The organism is Bradyrhizobium sp. LLZ17, from assembly GCF_041200145.1.
Classification (GTDB): domain Bacteria; phylum Pseudomonadota; class Alphaproteobacteria; order Rhizobiales; family Xanthobacteraceae; genus Bradyrhizobium.
On sequence record NZ_CP165734.1, the window covers coordinates 2416314 to 2434544 of the forward strand.

An 18231-nucleotide genomic window follows, 5' to 3' on the forward strand; every position below is an offset into this window, starting at 1 on the left:
CCGGGCGGCGCAGCTTTTCCCGGATTGCGCGTCGCTCCATCCGGGCTACGAGAAACCCGACTTACGTCTGCGGACCGGACAACGTGATGTCGCGCTCGGCGCGGAACACGTTGCTGTAGAGATTGGCGATCCATTGCCGGCCGATCTCGGTCTTGTTGAGATATCCGATCTCGGTCTGGATGTGCGGTGCGACACTGTTCCAGTAGAATTGCGGATAGCGGTTCACGATGTCTGCGGGCGAGTCGTAGCCGAGCTGGCGGTTGATCCCGACCTCCTCGAATTCGTAGTAGAGCGCGTTGGCCTTGCGCAGATAGTTGGGATCGCCGAGCTGCCCGATGAAGTCGGCGGCGCGCAGGATCGAGGCCTCGTCGTCATATTCCTGGCCTTTCTGGGCCGGAAACCGCGTGCCTTCGATGGCGCGGGCGACGCGCTCGCTGTCGATGCCGCGGATCGGCGGCAGCCGCCGCCTTACGAAGAGCTTCGAGCGGTCAACGTGATACATCATCAGACTGGCATCCGAGGCGCCGCGCGGCAGCGACACCTTGGTCCCGGCCTCGTCGATCACGAAACCGTCTTCGTCATCCTCCGGAAACAGACCGCGGACATAGCCGATGTCATGCGCGAGGCAGGCGATCAGGACATGGATATAATCTTCCGCCGCAAGGTGCGTGTGAAGATTGCGCCCCATGAGGATCGCCTGGGCCGCGAGCGTCACCAGCATCGTATGCTCGATATTGTGGTAAAGCGCATCGCTGTTGCCGATGCATTCCATCGCGGTGCGGGTCGAGCCCTCCACCACCCTTGCATAGGACTCGTCGTACCTGCGGCGCATGAACGAACCCAGCATCTTCTCCAGGGTTTCGGCCGCCAGTTTCGGCAACGTGATCATGGATGCAGCCCCGCCCGCCGGTGGTGTCCCACGCCAACTCCCGATCTCTCTTCGCGTCCTCGACGCACGCCAGCATAGCCCATCTTGGGCCGGCTGGCCAAACCCCCGGACGAGAACACGGAAATATGTTGCCGTAGCAGGTGCCGGCGCGGCACCCCCTGGGCCTGGCCAGGACGGCGAGCCTGCTTACTCCACCACCAGCACGTCCACGGCGACATCGAGCTTCTGCTTCGGCGAGCCGACGATGATGCCGTCCACCGGGGAGACGTCGGAGAAGTCGCGCCCGACCGCGAGCACGATGTGATCGTTGGCGATCAAGAGATCGTTGGTCGGATCGAAATCGAGCCAGCCGAGCTCCGCCCCGCACCACAGCGAGACCCAGGCGTGCGTCGCGTCGGCACCTTGCAGGCGCGGCTTGCCGGCCGGCGGAATGGTGCGGAGATAGCCGCTGACATAGGCCGCGGGCAGGCCGAGCCCGCGCAGGCCCGCGATCATCACGTGAGCAAAATCCTGGCAGACGCCGTGGCGCTTGGCGAAGACCTCGTCGAGCGGCGTCGAGATCACCGTCGCCTTGGGGTCGTAGCGAAACTCGGTGCGGATGCGATGCATCAGATCGACCGCGCCGGCGAGGATGGCCGCGCCGGGCGTGAAGCTCTCGGCCGCATAGGCGCTGACGGAGCGCAGCACCGGCACCAATGGGCTGGCAAAGACATAGCCCACCGGCGACGACGGGCCGAGACTGGTTGCTTCGAAGGCGATGTCGCGGACGCTCTCCCAGGACGGGCTGACGGCATCGCGCGCCGGCGGCTGGCGCGACACCGAGACCCGCGAGCGCGAGTCGATCCGCAGGGTCCGATGTGCCGCCTCGATCACGACGCTCTCGGTCAGCGTGCCGAAGAAGTCGCGGCGAACGTTGCGCTCGGCCGGACGCGGACGGATCTCGACGCGGTGCGAGATCAGCTCCTGGCCCCCTCCGCTCCTCGGCTCCAGCCGCAGCGTGCAGCGGGCGAAGCTGACCGCGCTCTCGTATTCATAGGTGGTGACGTGGCGGATATCGTAGATCACGCCAGCCCCGTCAGCTTTTCCGGCCGGCTGGCATTGGGACCGTGCGGGAAATAGTGCAACCCGATCGCCTCGGCCAGCTTGAGCAAATCCTGCTCCAGCGAAAACAGCGTCTTGACCTCGAGCTTCTCGGCTTCTGCGGTCGCAAGCATCGCCTGGATCGCCACCGCGAGCCGTTGCGGCTGCTCGATCAGGCCGTGCTCCTTCAGGGTCGGCAGCGCCGCGATGTGCTCGTTCAGCGTCGTCACCTGGAACGCCACCGAACGCGGATTGTAGCCGTCGAGAACGGCGAGGTCGCGCACCGGCGCCAGGATCGGCGCCAGCAGATAGCGCGAGCGATAGGTGATCTGGGAGTCCACCAGCGTCAGCAGGATGTCGAGATCCTCGTCGCCGGCCTCGTCATAGGCGAACTGGCGCGCGAAACGCGTGGTGTTGACGGCACGCTCGGTGCGGCGGCCGATATCGAGGAAGCGCCAGCCGGCGGCGCGGTTCATGTTCTCCTGCGCAAGGCCCGCAAAGCTCGCGAGTTCCTGCAAGGTCAGCTCGGCCGCGCTCAGCACGCTGTCGTCGTCCTCGACCTCCCAGGCCAGCCGCTCGGTCATCTCGGTAATGACCTGCCAGGCATCGGGCGACAGCCGCTCGCGCAACGAGGTCGCCGTGCGCTGTGCCGCACGCACCAGCGACAATGCCGAGCCGAAACGCTCGGCGCTCTGCAATGCTTCGGCGGTGATGCGCCCGGGGGCGACGCGCGAGGCTTGCGAGATCGCGCCCCAGGACACCAGCAGGCGCTGGATGCGCTCCGCCGATTGCAGCGAGGCCGATGTGCCCTTGTTGGGCCCGCTCGGCGAGCCCAGCGCCCGCACGAGCCGCAATGTTGCTTCGGCGCGCTCGAGATAGCGGCCGAGCCAGAACAGATTGTCGGCGGCGCGGCTCGGCAGCACGCCGGCGATGCGGCGGATGCGCACCTTGTCGGTGGCGGGCAGCAACGACGCGGTCGAGACCTTCTTCTCCGAAACGACCCAGACGTCGGCAGCGCGCGCGCCATCGCCCATCGACACCGCGCGCGCATCCGCCTGCTCGGCGATCCGGCAGAAGCCGCCGGGCATGATAGCCCAGCCATCGGGCGTGGCGGCCGCGAACACCCGCAGCACGAAGGGACGCGGGGTGAGCTGTCCCTGTTCCCACACCGGCATGGTCGAGAGCCGCACCACCTCCTGGCCGACATAGTCCATGCCGCGCGCGGCAATGGCGTCGGTGAGGCGCTGCCGCCTGCTGGCGTCGAGCTCGCTCGCAAGCACCGGACCATTGCTGTCGAAGCCGGGAACGCCGCGCTGGTAGGCACCTTCGATCGCAACCCGGTCGAGCCGCGACAACACCTCGTCGCGCGCCGAGCGTTGGCCGCACCACCAGGTCGCGATGTGCGGCATCTTCAGCTCTTCGCCGAGCAACCTCCGGCTCAGGGCCGGCAGGAAGCCGAGCATCGCGCGCGCCTCCAGCACGCCGGAGCCCGGCATGTTGGCGACCACGACGCCATCCTTGCGCAGCACGTCGATCAGGCCGGGCACCCCCAGTCGCGACGAGGCGTCGAGCTCGAGCGGATCGAGCGAATTGGAATCGACACGACGCAGCAGCACGTCGAGCCGCTTCAATCCTGCGACGGTGCGGATGTGGATACGGTCGTCGCTGACGGCGAGATCGTCGCCCTCGACCAGCAGGAAGCCGAGATAGCGCGCCAATGTCGCGTGCTCGAAATAGGTCTCGCTGAAACTGCCGGGCGAGAGCACGCCGATCCGTGGCTCGTCGCGGTCGGCCCGCGCGCGCAGGCTCTCGCGAAATGCCTCGAAGAACGGCGCGACGCGTGGAACGTTCATCGAGTTGTAAAGATCGGAGAAGGCGCGCGAGAGCACCAGGCGGTTTTCAAGCGCATAGCCCGCACCCGACGGCGCCTGCGTGCGGTCGCCAAGCACCCACCAGCGGCCATCCGGCCCGCGGCCGACATCGGCCGCATAGAGCGAGAGATAGCGCCCACCCGGCGGCGGCACGCCGCAGACGGGACGGAGATATTCGGGACTGCCGGCAATGGCGGCTGCAGGCAAGGCACCTTCGGCGACGAGCCGGCCCTCGCCATAGATATCGCGCAGCACGAGCTCGAGCAGTTCGGCGCGCTGCGTGATGCCGGCGGAAAGCTGCTTCCAATCGGCCTCGTCGATCAGCAGGGGCAGATGGCTGAGCGACCACGGCCGGTCGGCGCTGTCGCCGGGGGCGCGGTAGGTAACGCCGGCCTCGCGCAGGTGGCGGTCGGCCATCCCAAAGCGCCGCTCGATCTCGTCGGGCGCGAGCGCGCCGAAGGCGTCGAAGAACCGGCTCCAAACCGCGCGCGGGGCGCCGTCGGACCCCAGGAACTCGTCGGGAATGCCGGGCAGGCGCCGATAGTCGCGGATCCATTGCGCGAGGCGGCGCTGGCTTTCGCGCTGACTTTGCGCCTTACCCGCCTTGTCGTCCTCTTCGGCCGCGCCCTCGCCCATGCGCTTCTCCTTGCCCCACACGCATACTCATTGCAGGAGCGGAGTACGCAAGTCGAGGGTCAGCGGAAACTCATTTGTGCGTTCCTCCGGCGGGGGCTGCATCGGACCCGGCGTGTGGCCGTGGTCCTGGAAGCGCGCCAACCGTCGCGCCTCGGCCTCATACGTATTGACCGGCTTGGTGTCGTAGCTGCGCCCACCGGGATGGGCGACATGGTAGACGAAGCCGCCGAGCGAGCGGCCGTTCCAGGTGTCGATCAGGTCGAAAGTCAGCGGCGCGTGGACCGGAATGGTCGGGTGCAGGCCGGAGGCCGGCTGCCAGGCCTTGAAGCGGACGCCGGCCACGGCTTCGCGGGAGCGTCCGGTCGAGGTCATCGGCAGGCGCCGGCCGTTGCAGGTCACGATGTGGCGGCCTTCGACGAAGCCTTCCGCCTTGACCTGGAGCCGCTCGACCGACGAGTCGACATAGCGCACGGTGCCGCCGGCCGAGCCCTCCTCGCCGAGCACGTGCCAGGGCTCCAGCGCCTGCCGCAGCTCCAGAGTCACGCCGCCATGGTGGACGCGGCCGAACGCGGGGAAGCGGAATTCGAGCTGGGCCAGATACCATTCCGGCTCGAACGGATAGCCGGACTGCTTGAGTTCGGAGAGCACGTCCAGAAAATCTTCCCAGATGAAGTGCGGCAGCATGCAGCGGTCATGCAGCGCCGTGCCCCAGCGCACGAACTTGCCGGCCTGCGGCTCGCGCCAGAATTTTGCGATCAGCGCGCGGATCAGCAGCTGCTGCGCCAGCGACATGCGCGGATCAGGCGGCATTTCGAGCGCGCGGAATTCGACGAGGCCGAGCCGACCCGTGGTGCCGTCGGGCGAATAGAGCTTGTCGATGCAAATCTCGGCGCGATGGGTGTTGCCGGTGATGTCGACGAGCAGATGGCGGAACAGCCGATCCACCAGCCACAGCGGCGCCTGGATGCCCGGCGGCGGCACGTGCGAAAGTGCGACTTCCAGCTCATAGATGCTGTCGTGCCGCGCTTCGTCGATCCGCGGCGCCTGGCTGGTCGGCCCGATGAACAGGCCCGAGAAGAAATAGGACAGCGACGGATGCCGCTGCCAGTACAACACCAGGCTTTTCAAGAGATCAGGCCGGCGCAGGAAAGGCGAGTCCTGCGGGCTGGAGCCCCCAACCACGACGTGATTGCCGCCGCCGGTGCCGGTGTGGCGGCCGTCGACCAGGAATCGGTTGGCGCCGAGGCGTATCTTGCCGGCATCCTCATAGAGCCCGACGGTGATGTCGACCGCCTCGCGCCAGTTCTTGGCCGGCTGGACGTTGACCTCGATCACGCCGGGATCGGGCGTCACCTTGATGACCTCGACGCGCGGATCGAACGGTGGCGGATAGCCTTCGACATGGACCTGGAGCTGCATCTCCTCGGCGGTCGCTTCGAGCGCTGCGATGAGCTCGAGATAATCTTCGATTTCCTCGACTGGCGGCATGAAGGCACAGAGCACGCCGTCGCGGACTTCGACCGACATCGCGGTGCGGACCGGGATGGACGTGTTGAGTTGCTCCGGTGCAACCCGCGGCGGCGATTCCGGACGCGCCGGGAGGCTGAACACCGGCAGCTTGCCGCGGGCCTCCATCGGATCCCGTTCGACGATGTAGGGATATTGGTCGGGTGGAACGTGGCCGAGCGAGATCGAGCGGCAAGCGCAGACCGAGCGGCGAATCGCCCGGCATCAGGAACAGATGACTGCGCCGGAGTTGCCAGCGCTCGCTGCGCCAGCGTGGTGGCGCATTCCAGCGCTGCACCGGCAGCACGAAGCCGCGAGGATTGTTGAGCCCCTGATCGAACACCCGCGCCATGCGGGCGCGGGCCTCCGGATCGGACAATTTGGAATCGGACGGATCGACGTTGACGGGAAGTTCGGCTTCCTTCTTGAGCCAAAGCGCGGTGTCCTCATAGGCCGGCATGATGTAGCCGGGGTCGAGCCCGAGCCGCAATGCCGCGCCCTCGACGAACGCCCTGACGTCCTTGGCCTGCGCTGGACGCGGATTTTCGATGCTGGCGATGAGGTCGGCATTCTTCCAGATCGGCACGCCGTCCTTGCGCCAGTACAGCCCGAAGGCCCAGCGCGGCAGGCTCTCGCCGGGATACCATTTGCCCTGGCCGAAATGCAGCAGGCCGCCGGGCCCGAAGCGGCTGCGCAGGCGCCGGATCAGATCGTCGGCGAGCCCGCGCTTGGTGGGGCCGACGGCCTCCGTATTCCATTCCGCCGCCTCGAGATCATCGACCGAGACGAAAGTCGGCTCGCCGCCCATGGTGAGACGCACGTCCTGGGCCGCAAGATCGCCGTCGACCTGCTCGCCGAGATCGTTGAGCCGCGTCCAGGATTCGTCCGAGAACGGCTTGGTGATGCGCGGCGCCTCGCGGATGCGCCGGACGCTCATGTCGAAGGCGAACTCGACCTCGGCAAAGCCGGCACCACCGGAGATCGGCGCCGCAGATCGATAATGCGGCGTGGCGGCGACCGGGATGTGCCCCTCGCCGGCGAGCATGCCGGAGGTCGCATCGAAACCGATCCAGCCGGCGCCCGGCAGATAGACCTCGGCCCAGGCGTGCAGATCGGTGAAGTCGTTCTCGACTTCAGGCGGTCCCTCGATCGGATCGATGTCGGGACGGATCTGGATCAGGTAGCCGGAAACGAAGCGAGCCGCGAGGCCGAGATGACGGAAGGTCTGGATCAGGAGCCAGGCGGAGTCGCGGCACGAGCCGGACGCCGAGGACAGCGTCTCCTCCGGAGTCTGCACACCCGCCTCCATGCGGATGACGTAACCGATCTTTTGCTGCAGCTCCCTGTTGAGATCGACCAGGAAGTTGACGGTGTTCGGGGCTTCGTGCGGGATCGTGTCGAGATATTTCGCGAACAGGCGATCCGGCTTGACGGTCTCGAGATAAGGCGCGAGCTCGGTCTTGAGATCTTGCGGATATTCGAACGGAAAGCTGTCGGCATAGGGCTCGACGAAGAAGTCGAACGGATTGACCGTGGTCATCTGCGCGGTGAAATCGACCTCGATCTTCAGCTCGGTGGCCTTTTTCAGGAAAGACGTAGCGCGCCAGCCAGTTGCCTTGCGGGTCCTGCTGCCAGTTCACGAAATGATTGGATGGCGTGACCTTGAGCGAATAGCTCAGAATCGGCGTGCGCGTATGCGGCGCCGGGCGCAGACGGATGGTCTGCGGGCCAAGATCGATCGGACGGTCGTATTTATAGTGCGTGACGTGATGCAATGCGACGTAGATCGACACGGGGTGCGGTACTCCAGCAGCTTTTTTGAGCAGAACACCGCTGGTGACCGCGATCAAGCACTAACAACGGGCAAAGGGTGCCTACGAACTATCCCCGTCGCAGCATCGTGGCCCGGATGGGGCGCTACACGAGCAGTATCGTAGGGTGGGCAAAGCGAAGCGTGCCCACGGCTTCAGTTACGTGGGCACGGCGCAAGTGCGCCTTTGCCCACCCTACGATTCCGAGCCCAGCGGATAGAGCCCCTTACGCGGCCGAGGTCAGCCGCTGAAGGAACTGCGTCACCTCGCGCCTGAGCGTTTCGACCTCGCCATGGACGCGCTCGGAGGCGCTGTTGACGCGGCTCGCGACGCGCCCGGTATCGGCGGCGGCTTCGCTGATGCCGGTGACATTGGAGGACACCTGCGAGGTGCCGGCCGAAGCCTCCTGGACGTTGCGGGCGATCTCGCGGGTGGCGAGCCCCTGCTGCTCGATCGATGTCGCGATCGAGGCGGTGATGCCGTTGATCTCGGTGATGGTCTGCGCGATCGCCTCGACCGCCGCGACCGAGTTGGTGGTCGATTGCTGCATCTCGCCGACCTTGGCGCTGATCTCCTCGGTCGCCTTCGCAGTCTGGTTGGCGAGGCTCTTGACCTCGGAGGCCACGACCGCAAAGCCGCGACCGGCCTCGCCCGCGCGCGCCGCCTCGATGGTGGCGTTCAGTGCAAGCAGGTTGGTCTGTTCAGCGATTTCGCTGATCAGCTTGACGACGTCGCCGATCCGCAGCGCGGCGTCCGCAAGCGTGCGGATCTCGGTGCCGGCGCGACTGGCCTCGTTGACCGCGCGGCCGGTGCGTTCGGTCGAGCTCGCGACCTGGCGATTGATCTCCGCGATCGAGGATGCGAGTTCGTCCGCGGCACTCGCGACCGTCGCAACGTTGCTCGAGGCCTGGTCGGATGCACTGCGCACGCCCGACGTCTGACGGCTGGTCTTCTCGGCTGCCGCGGCCATCTGCCCGGCATCGGACTCGAGATCGGTCGCCGCACTCATGAGGCCTCCCGCAACCTCGTCCAGATGCGTGCCGAAGGCCTTGGCCAGCTCGCCGATCTCGACCACGCGACGACCGAGACTTTCAGTGCCGGAATTGATGATGGTGGCGGAACGGCGGAACGAGCCGGGCAGACCGCGCGCCAGGATCTTGCGGAAATACTTGCCGCGGCTGGCATAGTCCATCGACGCCGAAGCCTCGCGGACGAAAGCGTCGGTGATGTCGAGCATGTCGTTGACCGACTTCTGGGTCGTCCCGATCCTCCCGGCCTGCCGCTCGCTCAGGATGCGCGCTTCGAGATCGCCTTGGGCCGCCTTGCGGCACACCTCAGCCACCTCATCGATGGTCATTGCCGTCCGCCGCTGGCACCAGAGGGCATAACCGAGCAGCAGGATCGCCGCGCCAAGCAACGCCGTGGCAGGCATTCCGGTCGAGCCGATCAGCAAGAAAAACAACGCGAGGCCAGCGAGGACACAGCCGAGCGCCGTCGCTCCCTGCGCCTTAGAGAGAGAGCACAAATTCATCGTAACCGACACCCTGTTGCTTGAGCAGCCCGACCATTGCGTCGAAGCTCGCGTGCATGCCATCCTTGGCATTGGCGTGCCGCGCCTCTTCCACGCACAGCGTCTGGTAGACCGGTTTGATGCGTTCGATCTGCGCAGGATCGGGCTTGCGGCGATTGGAGTGATAGCCGATCACGCTGCCGCGCTCGTCGAAAGTCGGCGTGACGTGGGCGAACACCCAGTAATGACTGCCGTCCTTCGCCAGGTTGACGACATAGGCGAACACTTCCTGCTTGGACTGAAGCGTGTCCCACAGCAGCTTGAAGACGCAGCGCGGCATGTCGGGATGGCGGATGATGCTGTGGGGCGCGCCCATCAACTCGGCGTAGGAGTACTTCGCCATGCGGATGAAGACGTCGTTGGCGTAGGTGATGCGCCCCTTCAGATCGGTCTTCGACACGATCAGCTCCTCCTCGCCGAGGAGAGTTTCCACGCCGGTCGGTTGAATGGCACGCGTCATCGTTGACGTATCCTCTCGAAGGGCGAACGCCCCGAGTGAGTGGAGCCCGCATCGCCCTCAGGATTACGGCAACAAATCTTAATCAGCTGTGACCGCCGGAACCGGAGCCGTCAATCGACGCCTCCGTATCATTACTTAGGAGCGTGGCTTGCTGTGCTCAAATACCGCAGCAATACACGCGCGCGATCACATCGTCGCCCCTAGCACCCATGGCGCGAACTCGGCGCCGCCGAAATCGAAGCTCTCGCTCTTGGTCGGCTGGCCGGAGGCGGTCTTCAGGATAATTTCGAAAATCCGCTGACCGCATTGCTGGACCGTCTCCCGGCCTTCGAGGATGGTGCCGCAATTGATGTCCATGTCCTCTTCCATGCGCTTGTACATGGGCGTGTTGGTGGCAAGCTTGATTGAGGGCGCCGGCTTGCAGCCGAACACGCTGCCGCGGCCGGTGGTGAAGCAGACCAGATTGGCGCCGCCCGCGACCTGCCCGGTCGCCGCGACCGGATCGTAGCCGGGGGTGTCCATGAACACGAAACCCTTCTTCGTCACCGGCTCGGCGTAGCGCAGCACGTCGACGAGATTGGTGGTGCCGGCCTTGGCCATCGCACCGAGCGACTTCTCGAGAATGGTGGTGAGACCGCCGGCCTTGTTGCCGGGGCTCGGATTGGCGTTCATCTCGGCGCCTTCGCGCGTCGTGTATTCGTCCCACCAGCGCATGAGGCCGACCAGCTTCTCGCCGATCTCGCGGCTGACGGCGCGGCGCGTGAGCAGATGCTCCGCACCATAGGTCTCCGGCGTCTCCGACAGGATGACGGTGCCGCCGTGGCGCACGATGAGATCGCTGGCCGCGCCCAGCGCCGGATTGGCCGACACGCCGGAATAGCCGTCGGAGCCGCCACATTGCAGCGCCACGGTCAATTCGCTGACCGGCACAGACTCTCGCTTGACCTTGTTGGACTCCGCGAGCGCCTCGCGCACGAAGGCGATGCCGGCTTCGACCGTTTTGCGGGTGCCGCCGACCTCCTGGATGTCCATCGCACGCAGACGTCCCGCGAGCTTCTGCTCTTCCATCAGGCCGCCGATCTGGTTCACCTCGCAGCCGAGGCCGAGCACGATGACATGCGAGAAGTTGACGTGCCGCGCATAGCCGCCGAGCGTGCGGCGGAGCAGCGCCAGCGGCTCGTGCTGCGTCATGCCGCAGCCGGTCTTGTGGGTCAGCGCGACCACGCCGTCGACGTTGGGAAAGTCGGCCAGCGGATTGTCGCCGCTGAACGGATTCTTCTTGAAGACGTCGGCGACGAGGCCCGCGACATGCGCGCTGCAATTCACCGATGTGAGGATGCCGATATAATTGCGGGTGGCGACGCGGCCGTCCGGGCGGCGAATGCCTTCGAAGGTCGCCGGCAAATCGAAATTCGGCGTCGGCTTGACGTCGGCGCAATAGGCATAGTCCTTGGCGAAGTCGCCCATGCCGCAGTTCTGCACGTGAACGTGCTGGCCCGGTGCAATCGGAATGGTGGCAAAGCCGATGATCTGGCCGTAGCGGATGACCGGCTCGCCCACCGCGATGGGCTTGATCGCCACCTTGTGGCCGGAGGGAATGCGCTCGACCGTCGTCACGCCGTCGGCCACCATCGTTCCCGGCGGCAGGCTGGCGCGCGCAATCAGCACGCCATCATCGGGATGCAGGCGGATGACGGGGCTGATGGTCATGGCAGGTCTCCTTGGGTCTTGCTTCACCTCTCCCCGTTCTTGGGGGAGAGGTCGGATCGCGGCACGCGATCCGGGTGAGGGGCAAGCCGCGCGCGCGATCGCTAGATGAGTTCGTGTTGAGCGAGGCCCCTCACCCTCTCCCCGTAAGAACGGGGAGACGGAAAGAGACGCGAGATCACGCCTTGCCGGCAGACTCCTTGCGGGTCGCGTTGACCTGCATCTTGGCGTAGGTCGTCATCAGGCCGACCTCGTTCGACAGCGTCACCAGCTTGAAGCCCATGTTGATGGCGCGCGCCGCGCCTTCGGCGCCGCTGCAATGAATGCCCGGGTTGAGGCCGCGCTTGCCGCACTCCTTGATGATCTTGTCGTAGATCGCGAGGATCTCCGGCTCGGTGCGATCGAGCTTCGGCTCGAGGCCGTAGGAGAAGCCGAGATCGGAGGGGCCGATATAGACGCCGTCGATGCCCTCGACGTCGAAGATCGCCTCCATGTTCTCGACGGCGGTCTTGGTTTCCATCATCGGCAGCAGCACGATGTCGTCGTTCGCCGTCTTCTGATAGGAGCCCGCGGTGCCGTACATGCCGGCCCGGATCGGACCGTTGGAGCGGACGCCCTTCGGCGGATATTTGGCGTAGGAGACGAGGTTCCTGGCTTCCTGCGGCGTGTTGACCATCGGGCAGATCACGCCATAGGCGCCGCCGTCGAGCACCTTGCCGATGATGCCGGGCTCGTTCCAGGGCACGCGCACCATCGGCGTGATCGGGTGCTTGTCCATGGCCTGGAAGCACTGCACCATCGAGAGATAGTCCTGCACGCCATGCTGCATGTCGACGGTGACGCTGTCGAAGCCGCATTGCGCGATCATCTCGGCCGAGAAGCCGGAGAGGAATCGCGAGCCACGCGTTGACCACGGCCTTGCCCGACTTCCAGATTTCCTTGACCTTGTTCGCCACGTCGCCTTCCTTCTTGTTGTTTGGACCCTTCGACCTCGCGGGCGGGGTTCACTATCGCCGCCGAAATATCATCCCGCAAGGGTGGCGTCATCCGCCCCGGCGCTGGTTTGCACCGGCTCGGCTTGCGGGCACTTTGAGCGAAAAAAAGCGCGAATGTCCACGGCTGACGCTTCGCGCACGCGCATATCTGCTGTCACTCCTCGGCTATTGCCTGTTCGGAGACGCCAAGTTCCGCGAGACTTTGTTCGAGGTGGCCCAGCATCTCCTGCAACTCGGCCAGCCTGCGTGCGCCATAGCGTCGCGTGATCTCGGCATAGATCGCTTCCGACGTCGGCGCAACGGCTGCCATCAGCTTCACGCCCTCTCTGGAGATCGAGACCACGCTGCGGCGTTGGTCGGCTTTCGCGGTCTTGCGCTCGATCAAATTGCGCGCTTCGAGATCGCGCAGGATGCGCGACAGGCTCGGCCCGAGCAGAAACGCGGTGCGCGCCAGTTCCGTGACCTCGGCGGCCTCGATCGACGCAAGCGCGCGGAGAATGCGCCATTGCTGCTCGGTGAGACCGTGCTGGCGCAGCGAGGGGCGAAACTGCCGCATCACCGCTTCCCGCGCCCTGAGCAGCGACATCGGCAGCGAGCGCGAGAAATCACGCATCGGCACCTGCCGGGCGGCAGGCGCGCTTTGGTTCGGATCGGCCGGTCTCTTCGACATGACGCTCTTTCAAGCCGCAAAACGTTTGCAGTGCAACACGCTCAAATTCTGTTTGACGCATTAACTTAACATGTTAAGTATCTTCCGGCACCACGATTTGTAAGATCACAGATGGCGCTTTCCAACGACGATATCCAAGCTTGCGCGAGGCGTCTGCACCAGGCGGAGAAGACCCGCACGCAGATCCGGCAGCTCTCGCAGGATTTTCCCGGCATCACCATCGCAGACGCCTACGCCATTCAGAAGGCGTGGGTCGAGGTCAAGATTGCCGAAGGACGCACCGTCAAGGGCCACAAGATCGGCCTGACCTCGAAGGCGATGCAGAGCGCGCTTGACATCAACGAGCCGGATTCCGGCGTGCTGCTCGACGACATGTTCTTTGCCGACGGCGGGCTGATCCCGACCGAGCGTTTCATCGCCACACGCGTCGAAGCAGAGCTCGCCTTCGTCATGAGCAAGCGGCTCGCAGGTCCCGACTGCACCATGTTCGACGTGCTCAACACCACCGATTTCGTGGTGCCGGCGCTGGAGATCCTGGACACGCGGATCGAGCGCGTCGATCCCAGGACCAAGGCGACGCGAAAAGTCTTCGACACCATTGCCGACAACGCCGCGAATGCCGGCATCGTGCTCGGCGGGCGGCCGATCCGCCCGCTCGAAGCCGATCTTCGCTGGATCGGCGCGCTGTGTTTCAGGAATGGCCAGCTCGAAGAGACGGGACTAGCCGCCGGCGTGCTCAATCATCCCGCGACGGCCGTGGCCTGGCTTGCCAATAAGATCGCGCCGCTCGGCCTTGCGCTGGAGCCCGGCCAGATCGTGCTCGCCGGCTCCTTCATCCGCCCGATCGAGACCCGCAAGGGCGACACAATTCAGGCCGATTATGGCGCCTATGGCTCGGTGAGCTGCTACTTCGCCTAAGCGAACAAGAACACGCTGCAAGACGACACAGGGAGTGAAACCGCGATGCCGCATTTCACGATTGAATATTCGGCCAATCTCGACGACCGCCTCGATATGACTTTGGTGTGCGAGGTCGTGCGCAAGGCTGCGGTCGAGACCGGCGTCTTCCCGCTCGGCGGCATCCGCGTTCGCGCGATCAGATGCGAGCACTATGCGATCGCCGATGCCCGGCAGGACTACGGCTTTCTCGATATGGTGCTGCGCCTCGGCGAGGGCCGCGATCTGCCGACCCGCAAGAAGGCCGGCGAGCACGTGTTCCAGGCGCTGTCCCGGTATCTCGATCCTGTCTTCGCCGCCAGCAAGTTCGCCTTGTCGTTCGACATGCAGATCAACGACAAGGACACCAGCTGGAAGCGCAACAACATCCACGATGCCCTGAAAGTGGAAGCCGCCCATGGATAAGCCATCGCCGAAAGCCGACGTGTTTCAGGCCAACCGCGAACGTGTCGCGCCGCTACTTGAGAAGCTGCGCGCGGACGGCATCGGCCACATGATCGACGGCAAGATCGTCGCATCGATTTCCGGCGAGACGTTTGAAACCAAGTCGCCGGTCGACGGTGCGACGCTCGCAAGCGTCGCCCGCGGCAATGCCGAGGACGTCGATCGTGCCGCCACCGCCGCTGCGCTCGCGTTCAAGTCCTGGCGCGACATGGGACCCGCAATGCGCAAGAAGCTGCTGCACCGGGTCGCCGATGCCATTGAGGACAATGCCGAGGAGATCGCGGTGCTCGAATGCATCGACACCGGGCAAGCCTACCGCTTCATGGCCAAGGCCGCGATCCGCGCCGCCGAGAACTTCCGCTTCTTCGCCGATAGATGCGCGGAAGCCCGCGACGGCCAGAACACGCCGAGCGACGAGCATTGGAACGTCTCCACCCGCGTTCCGATCGGCCCCGTCGGCGTCATCACGCCGTGGAACACGCCGTTCATGCTCTCGACCTGGAAGATTGCCCCTGCGCTCGCCGCCGGCTGCACCGTCGTGCACAAGCCGGCCGAGTGGTCGCCGGTGACGGCTTCTGTTCTGGCAAAGCTCGTCAAGGAAGCCGGTGTGCCCGACGGCGTGCTCAACACCGTGCACGGCTTTGGCGAAGAGGCCGGCAAGGCGCTGACCGAACACCCTGCGATCAAGGCGATCGGCTTCGTCGGCGAGAGCGCGACGGGATCGGCGATCATGGTTCAGGGCGCGCCGACGCTGAAGCGCGTGCATTTCGAGCTCGGCGGCAAGAACCCCGTGATCGTGTTCGACGACGCCGATCTCGACCGCGCGCTCGATGCGGTCGTGTTCATGATCTATTCGCTCAACGGCGAGCGCTGCACGTCGTCCAGTCGCCTGCTGATCCAGCAGAACATCGCAGAACAATTCATCGAAAAGCTGACCGCGCGGGTGAAGGCGCTGAAGGTCGGCCATCCCCTCGATCCCGCAACCGAAATCGGTCCGTTGATTCATGAGCGGCATCTGGCAAAGGTCTGCTCCTATTTCGACGTCGCGCGCCAGGACGGTTCGACCATCGCGGTCGGCGGCAAGGCTTATGACGGCCCGGGCGGCGGACATTATGTCGAGCCGACTTTGGTGACCGGCGCACACGGCAAGATGCGCGTGGCGCAGGAAGAGGTGTTCGGCCCCTTCCTGACGGTGCTGCCCTTCCGCGACGAGGCGGACGCGATCGAGATCGCCAACGACACCCGCTATGGCCTGACCGGTTATGTCTGGACCAACGACGTCGGCCGCGCCCTGCGCGTCGCCGACGCGCTGGAGGCCGGCATGATCTGGCTGAACTCGGAAAACGTCCGCCATTTGCCGACGCCATTCGGCGGCATGAAGGCGAGCGGCATTGGCCGCGACGGCGGCGACTATTCGTTCGACTTCTACATGGAAACCAAGCACGTCTCGCTGGCGCGGGGCACGCACAAGATTCAAAAGCTGGGGATTTAACGCTTCGTCATTCCGGGGCGTGCGCAGCACGAACCCGGAACCTCGAGATTCCGGGTTCGGTCCTGACGGCCCGCCCCGGAATGACGGCGTCTAGAGAGGGGAAACACCATGCCCGTACCGCAACACGTCTTCGAGCCGCCGTTCAACATCATCCGCTCCAGCCACGTCGTGCTCGACGTGACCGATCTGAAGCTGAGCCGCGCGTTCTACGAGACCACCGTCGGGCTGCATGTCGAGGACGCTGACGACAACGTGGTTTACCTGCGCGCATCCGAGGAGCATCAGCATCATTCGCTGGTGCTGCGCAAGGCGGCAGTCCCCGCCTGCGCCCGGCTTGGATTCAAGGTGGGCAATGACGGCGATCTCGACAAGGCCGCAAAGTTCGTGTCCGAGAACGGTCTTGGTTACGCCTTTGTCGACCAAGCCTTCCAGGGCCGCACCCTTCAGTTTACCGATCCCTTCGGCTTCCAGATCGAGCTCTATGCCGCGATGGACCGGCGGCCGCATCTCTTGCGCCGCTACGATCTCTACCGGGGATGCCATCCGCAACGGCTCGACCATTTCAACGTCTTCGCCGCCGAGGTGCAGGACACCGTCGAGTTCTATGCCCGGCTCGGCTTCCGCCTCACCGAATACGCCGAGGAAGACGGGCCGCAGGGTCGCATCGCAGCCGCCTGGATGCACCGCAAGGGCAACGTCCACGATTTCGCCATCACCAACGGCAAAGGCCCGCGGCTGCATCACTTCGCCTATTGGACGCCGACGGCGATGAACATCATCCATCTCTGCGACGTGATGGCGTCGCAGGGTTTCGTCAAGAACATCGAACGCGGCCCGGGGCGTCACGGCATTTCGAATGCGTTCTTCCTTTATGTGCGCGACCCGGACGGCCACCGCCTGGAGCTCTACACCAGCGATTATTTCACCGGCGATCACGACCATGAGCCGCTGCGCTGGTCGCTGCGCGATCCGCGTCGCCAGACGCTGTGGGGCGCGCCAGCGCCGCGCTCCTGGTTCGAGCAGGGCTCGGCGTTCAGCGGGCAAGCCGTGCGGGAGCCAAAGTTCGTGGCCGATGTGCTGGTGGCGGATTAACGCTGGTGACCGGCACAGACTCTCTCCCGCCGTCGTCCCGGCGAAGGCCGGGACCCATAGCCACAGAAAGACGCTTGACGAAGATTGGTCGTTCGGGATTGTCATCGCGCCCCTACGATGGAGCGCGCGGTATGGGTCCCGGCCTTCGCCGGGACGACAAGAAATGAAGAGTTGCCAATGAAGCTCCCTCGCCTCGCGACCTATTCCGTCAACGGTTCAACCCGGTACGGCGCTGTCCTGGAGGGCGGTATCGTCGATCTCTCCCCGCGGCACGCCAAGGACTATCCGACCCTGCGCGAGGTCATCGCCGCTGGAAAGCTTGCGAGGTTTGCTGAGGAAGCCGCTGGCCTGACGCCGGATCACGCGTTCGCAGACATCACCTGGCTGCCGCCGGTGCCCGCACCGGAAAAGATCATCTGCATCGGCGTCAACTATCCCGACCGCAATGCCGAGTACAAGGACGGCCAGGACGCGCCGAAATATCCGAGCATGTTCATGCGGAGCCCACGCTCCTTCGTCGGCCATGAGACGCCGCTGGTGCGCCCGCGTGCCTCGGCGCAGCTCGACTATGAGGGCGAGATCGTGCTGGTGATCGGCAAGGCCGGCCGGCACATTACCGAGAGCGCCGCGCTCGACCACGTCGCAGCCCTGACGCTGTGCAACGAAGGCTCGGTGCGCGACTGGCTGCGCCACGCCAAGTTCAACGTCACGCAGGGCAAGAACTTTGACTCCAGCGGCAGCCTCGGCCCATGGCTCGTGCCCTACATCAGGGAAACGCAGATCGCCGACATTCGCCTGACCACACATGTCAATGGCGAGCTGCGGCAGGACGATCGTACCAGCCGGCTGATGTTTCCGTTCCGCTACCTCATCAGCTATATCTCGAGCTTCGCAACGCTCGTTCCCGGCGACATCATCGTCACGGGCACGCCGACCGGCGCCGGTGCGCGGTTCGATCCGCCACGTTACTTGAAGCCCGGCGACGTCATCGAGGTCGCGGCGGAGGGCATCGGCACCTTGCGCAACGGCGTCGTCGACGAAGCCTGAACGA

Annotated in this window: 12 protein-coding genes and 2 pseudogenes; 5 read left to right on the top strand and 9 right to left on the bottom strand. The window is 65.2% G+C overall.

What is annotated here, in order from left to right:
• Nucleotides 1-61: 61 nt before the first annotated feature.
• The 9 genes and pseudogenes from AB8Z38_RS12010 to hpaR all read right to left on the bottom strand — a co-directional run bounded on the left by AB8Z38_RS12010 (nucleotide 62) and on the right by hpaR (nucleotide 13195).
• A complete protein-coding gene (locus tag AB8Z38_RS12010; protein WP_369725272.1) occupies nucleotides 62-889 on the bottom strand; it encodes an HD domain-containing protein in 828 nt (275 codons plus the stop codon).
• Between the two features lie 186 nt (nucleotides 890-1075).
• Nucleotides 1076-1954, bottom strand: coding sequence for a transglutaminase N-terminal domain-containing protein (locus AB8Z38_RS12015; protein WP_369725274.1), 879 nt, complete (start codon nucleotides 1952-1954; stop codon nucleotides 1076-1078).
• Nucleotides 1951-4476: a circularly permuted type 2 ATP-grasp protein gene (locus tag AB8Z38_RS12020; protein ID WP_369725276.1), complete on the bottom strand. Its 2526-nt coding sequence runs from the start codon at nucleotides 4474-4476 to the stop codon at nucleotides 1951-1953. Before AB8Z38_RS12020 ends, AB8Z38_RS12015 begins: the two co-directional genes overlap by 4 nt.
• 27 nt (nucleotides 4477-4503) lie before the next feature.
• Nucleotides 4504-7775 (bottom strand): annotated as a pseudogene (locus AB8Z38_RS12025) (DUF2126 domain-containing protein).
• Nucleotides 7776-8019: 244 nt separating this feature from the next.
• Complete coding sequence (locus AB8Z38_RS12030) at nucleotides 8020-9324, bottom strand: methyl-accepting chemotaxis protein (RefSeq protein ID WP_369725278.1); 1305 nt, start codon at nucleotides 9322-9324, stop codon at nucleotides 8020-8022.
• Complete coding sequence (locus AB8Z38_RS12035) at nucleotides 9302-9823, bottom strand: PAS domain-containing protein (RefSeq protein WP_369725279.1); 522 nt, start codon at nucleotides 9821-9823, stop codon at nucleotides 9302-9304. Before AB8Z38_RS12035 ends, AB8Z38_RS12030 begins: the two co-directional genes overlap by 23 nt.
• A gap of 186 nt (nucleotides 9824-10009) precedes the next feature.
• Entirely contained in the window at nucleotides 10010-11533 is a 1524-nt protein-coding gene (locus tag AB8Z38_RS12040) for a UxaA family hydrolase (protein WP_369725280.1), read from the bottom strand.
• A 175-nt stretch (nucleotides 11534-11708) separates the two neighbouring features.
• Nucleotides 11709-12486: pseudogene (locus AB8Z38_RS12045) on the bottom strand (HpcH/HpaI aldolase/citrate lyase family protein).
• 193 nt (nucleotides 12487-12679) lie between these two features.
• Nucleotides 12680-13195 carry a homoprotocatechuate degradation operon regulator HpaR gene (gene hpaR, locus AB8Z38_RS12050; protein WP_369725282.1) on the bottom strand — a complete coding sequence of 172 codons (516 nt, stop codon included), beginning with the start codon at nucleotides 13193-13195 and terminating at the stop codon, nucleotides 12680-12682.
• Nucleotides 13196-13306: 111 nt separating this feature from the next.
• On the opposite strand from hpaR, the gene hpaH reads away from it, so the two are divergent.
• From hpaH to AB8Z38_RS12075, 5 genes are all read left to right on the top strand, one after another.
• Nucleotides 13307-14113, top strand: coding sequence for a 2-oxo-hept-4-ene-1,7-dioate hydratase (gene hpaH, locus AB8Z38_RS12055; protein ID WP_369725284.1), 807 nt, complete (start codon nucleotides 13307-13309; stop codon nucleotides 14111-14113).
• Between the two features lie 45 nt (nucleotides 14114-14158).
• Nucleotides 14159-14557, top strand: coding sequence for a 5-carboxymethyl-2-hydroxymuconate Delta-isomerase (locus AB8Z38_RS12060; RefSeq protein WP_369725286.1), 399 nt, complete (start codon nucleotides 14159-14161; stop codon nucleotides 14555-14557).
• On the top strand, nucleotides 14550-16088 hold the full coding sequence (hpaE, locus tag AB8Z38_RS12065; RefSeq protein WP_369725288.1) for a 5-carboxymethyl-2-hydroxymuconate semialdehyde dehydrogenase: 1539 nt from the start codon (nucleotides 14550-14552) through the stop codon (nucleotides 16086-16088). Before AB8Z38_RS12060 ends, hpaE begins: the two co-directional genes overlap by 8 nt.
• A gap of 108 nt (nucleotides 16089-16196) precedes the next feature.
• On the top strand, nucleotides 16197-17180 hold the full coding sequence (gene hpaD / locus AB8Z38_RS12070) for a 3,4-dihydroxyphenylacetate 2,3-dioxygenase (RefSeq protein ID WP_369725290.1): 984 nt from the start codon (nucleotides 16197-16199) through the stop codon (nucleotides 17178-17180).
• A 177-nt stretch (nucleotides 17181-17357) separates the two neighbouring features.
• Nucleotides 17358-18227 carry a fumarylacetoacetate hydrolase family protein gene (locus AB8Z38_RS12075; protein ID WP_369725292.1) on the top strand — a complete coding sequence of 290 codons (870 nt, stop codon included), beginning with the start codon at nucleotides 17358-17360 and terminating at the stop codon, nucleotides 18225-18227.
• Nucleotides 18228-18231: the final 4 nt, after the last annotated feature.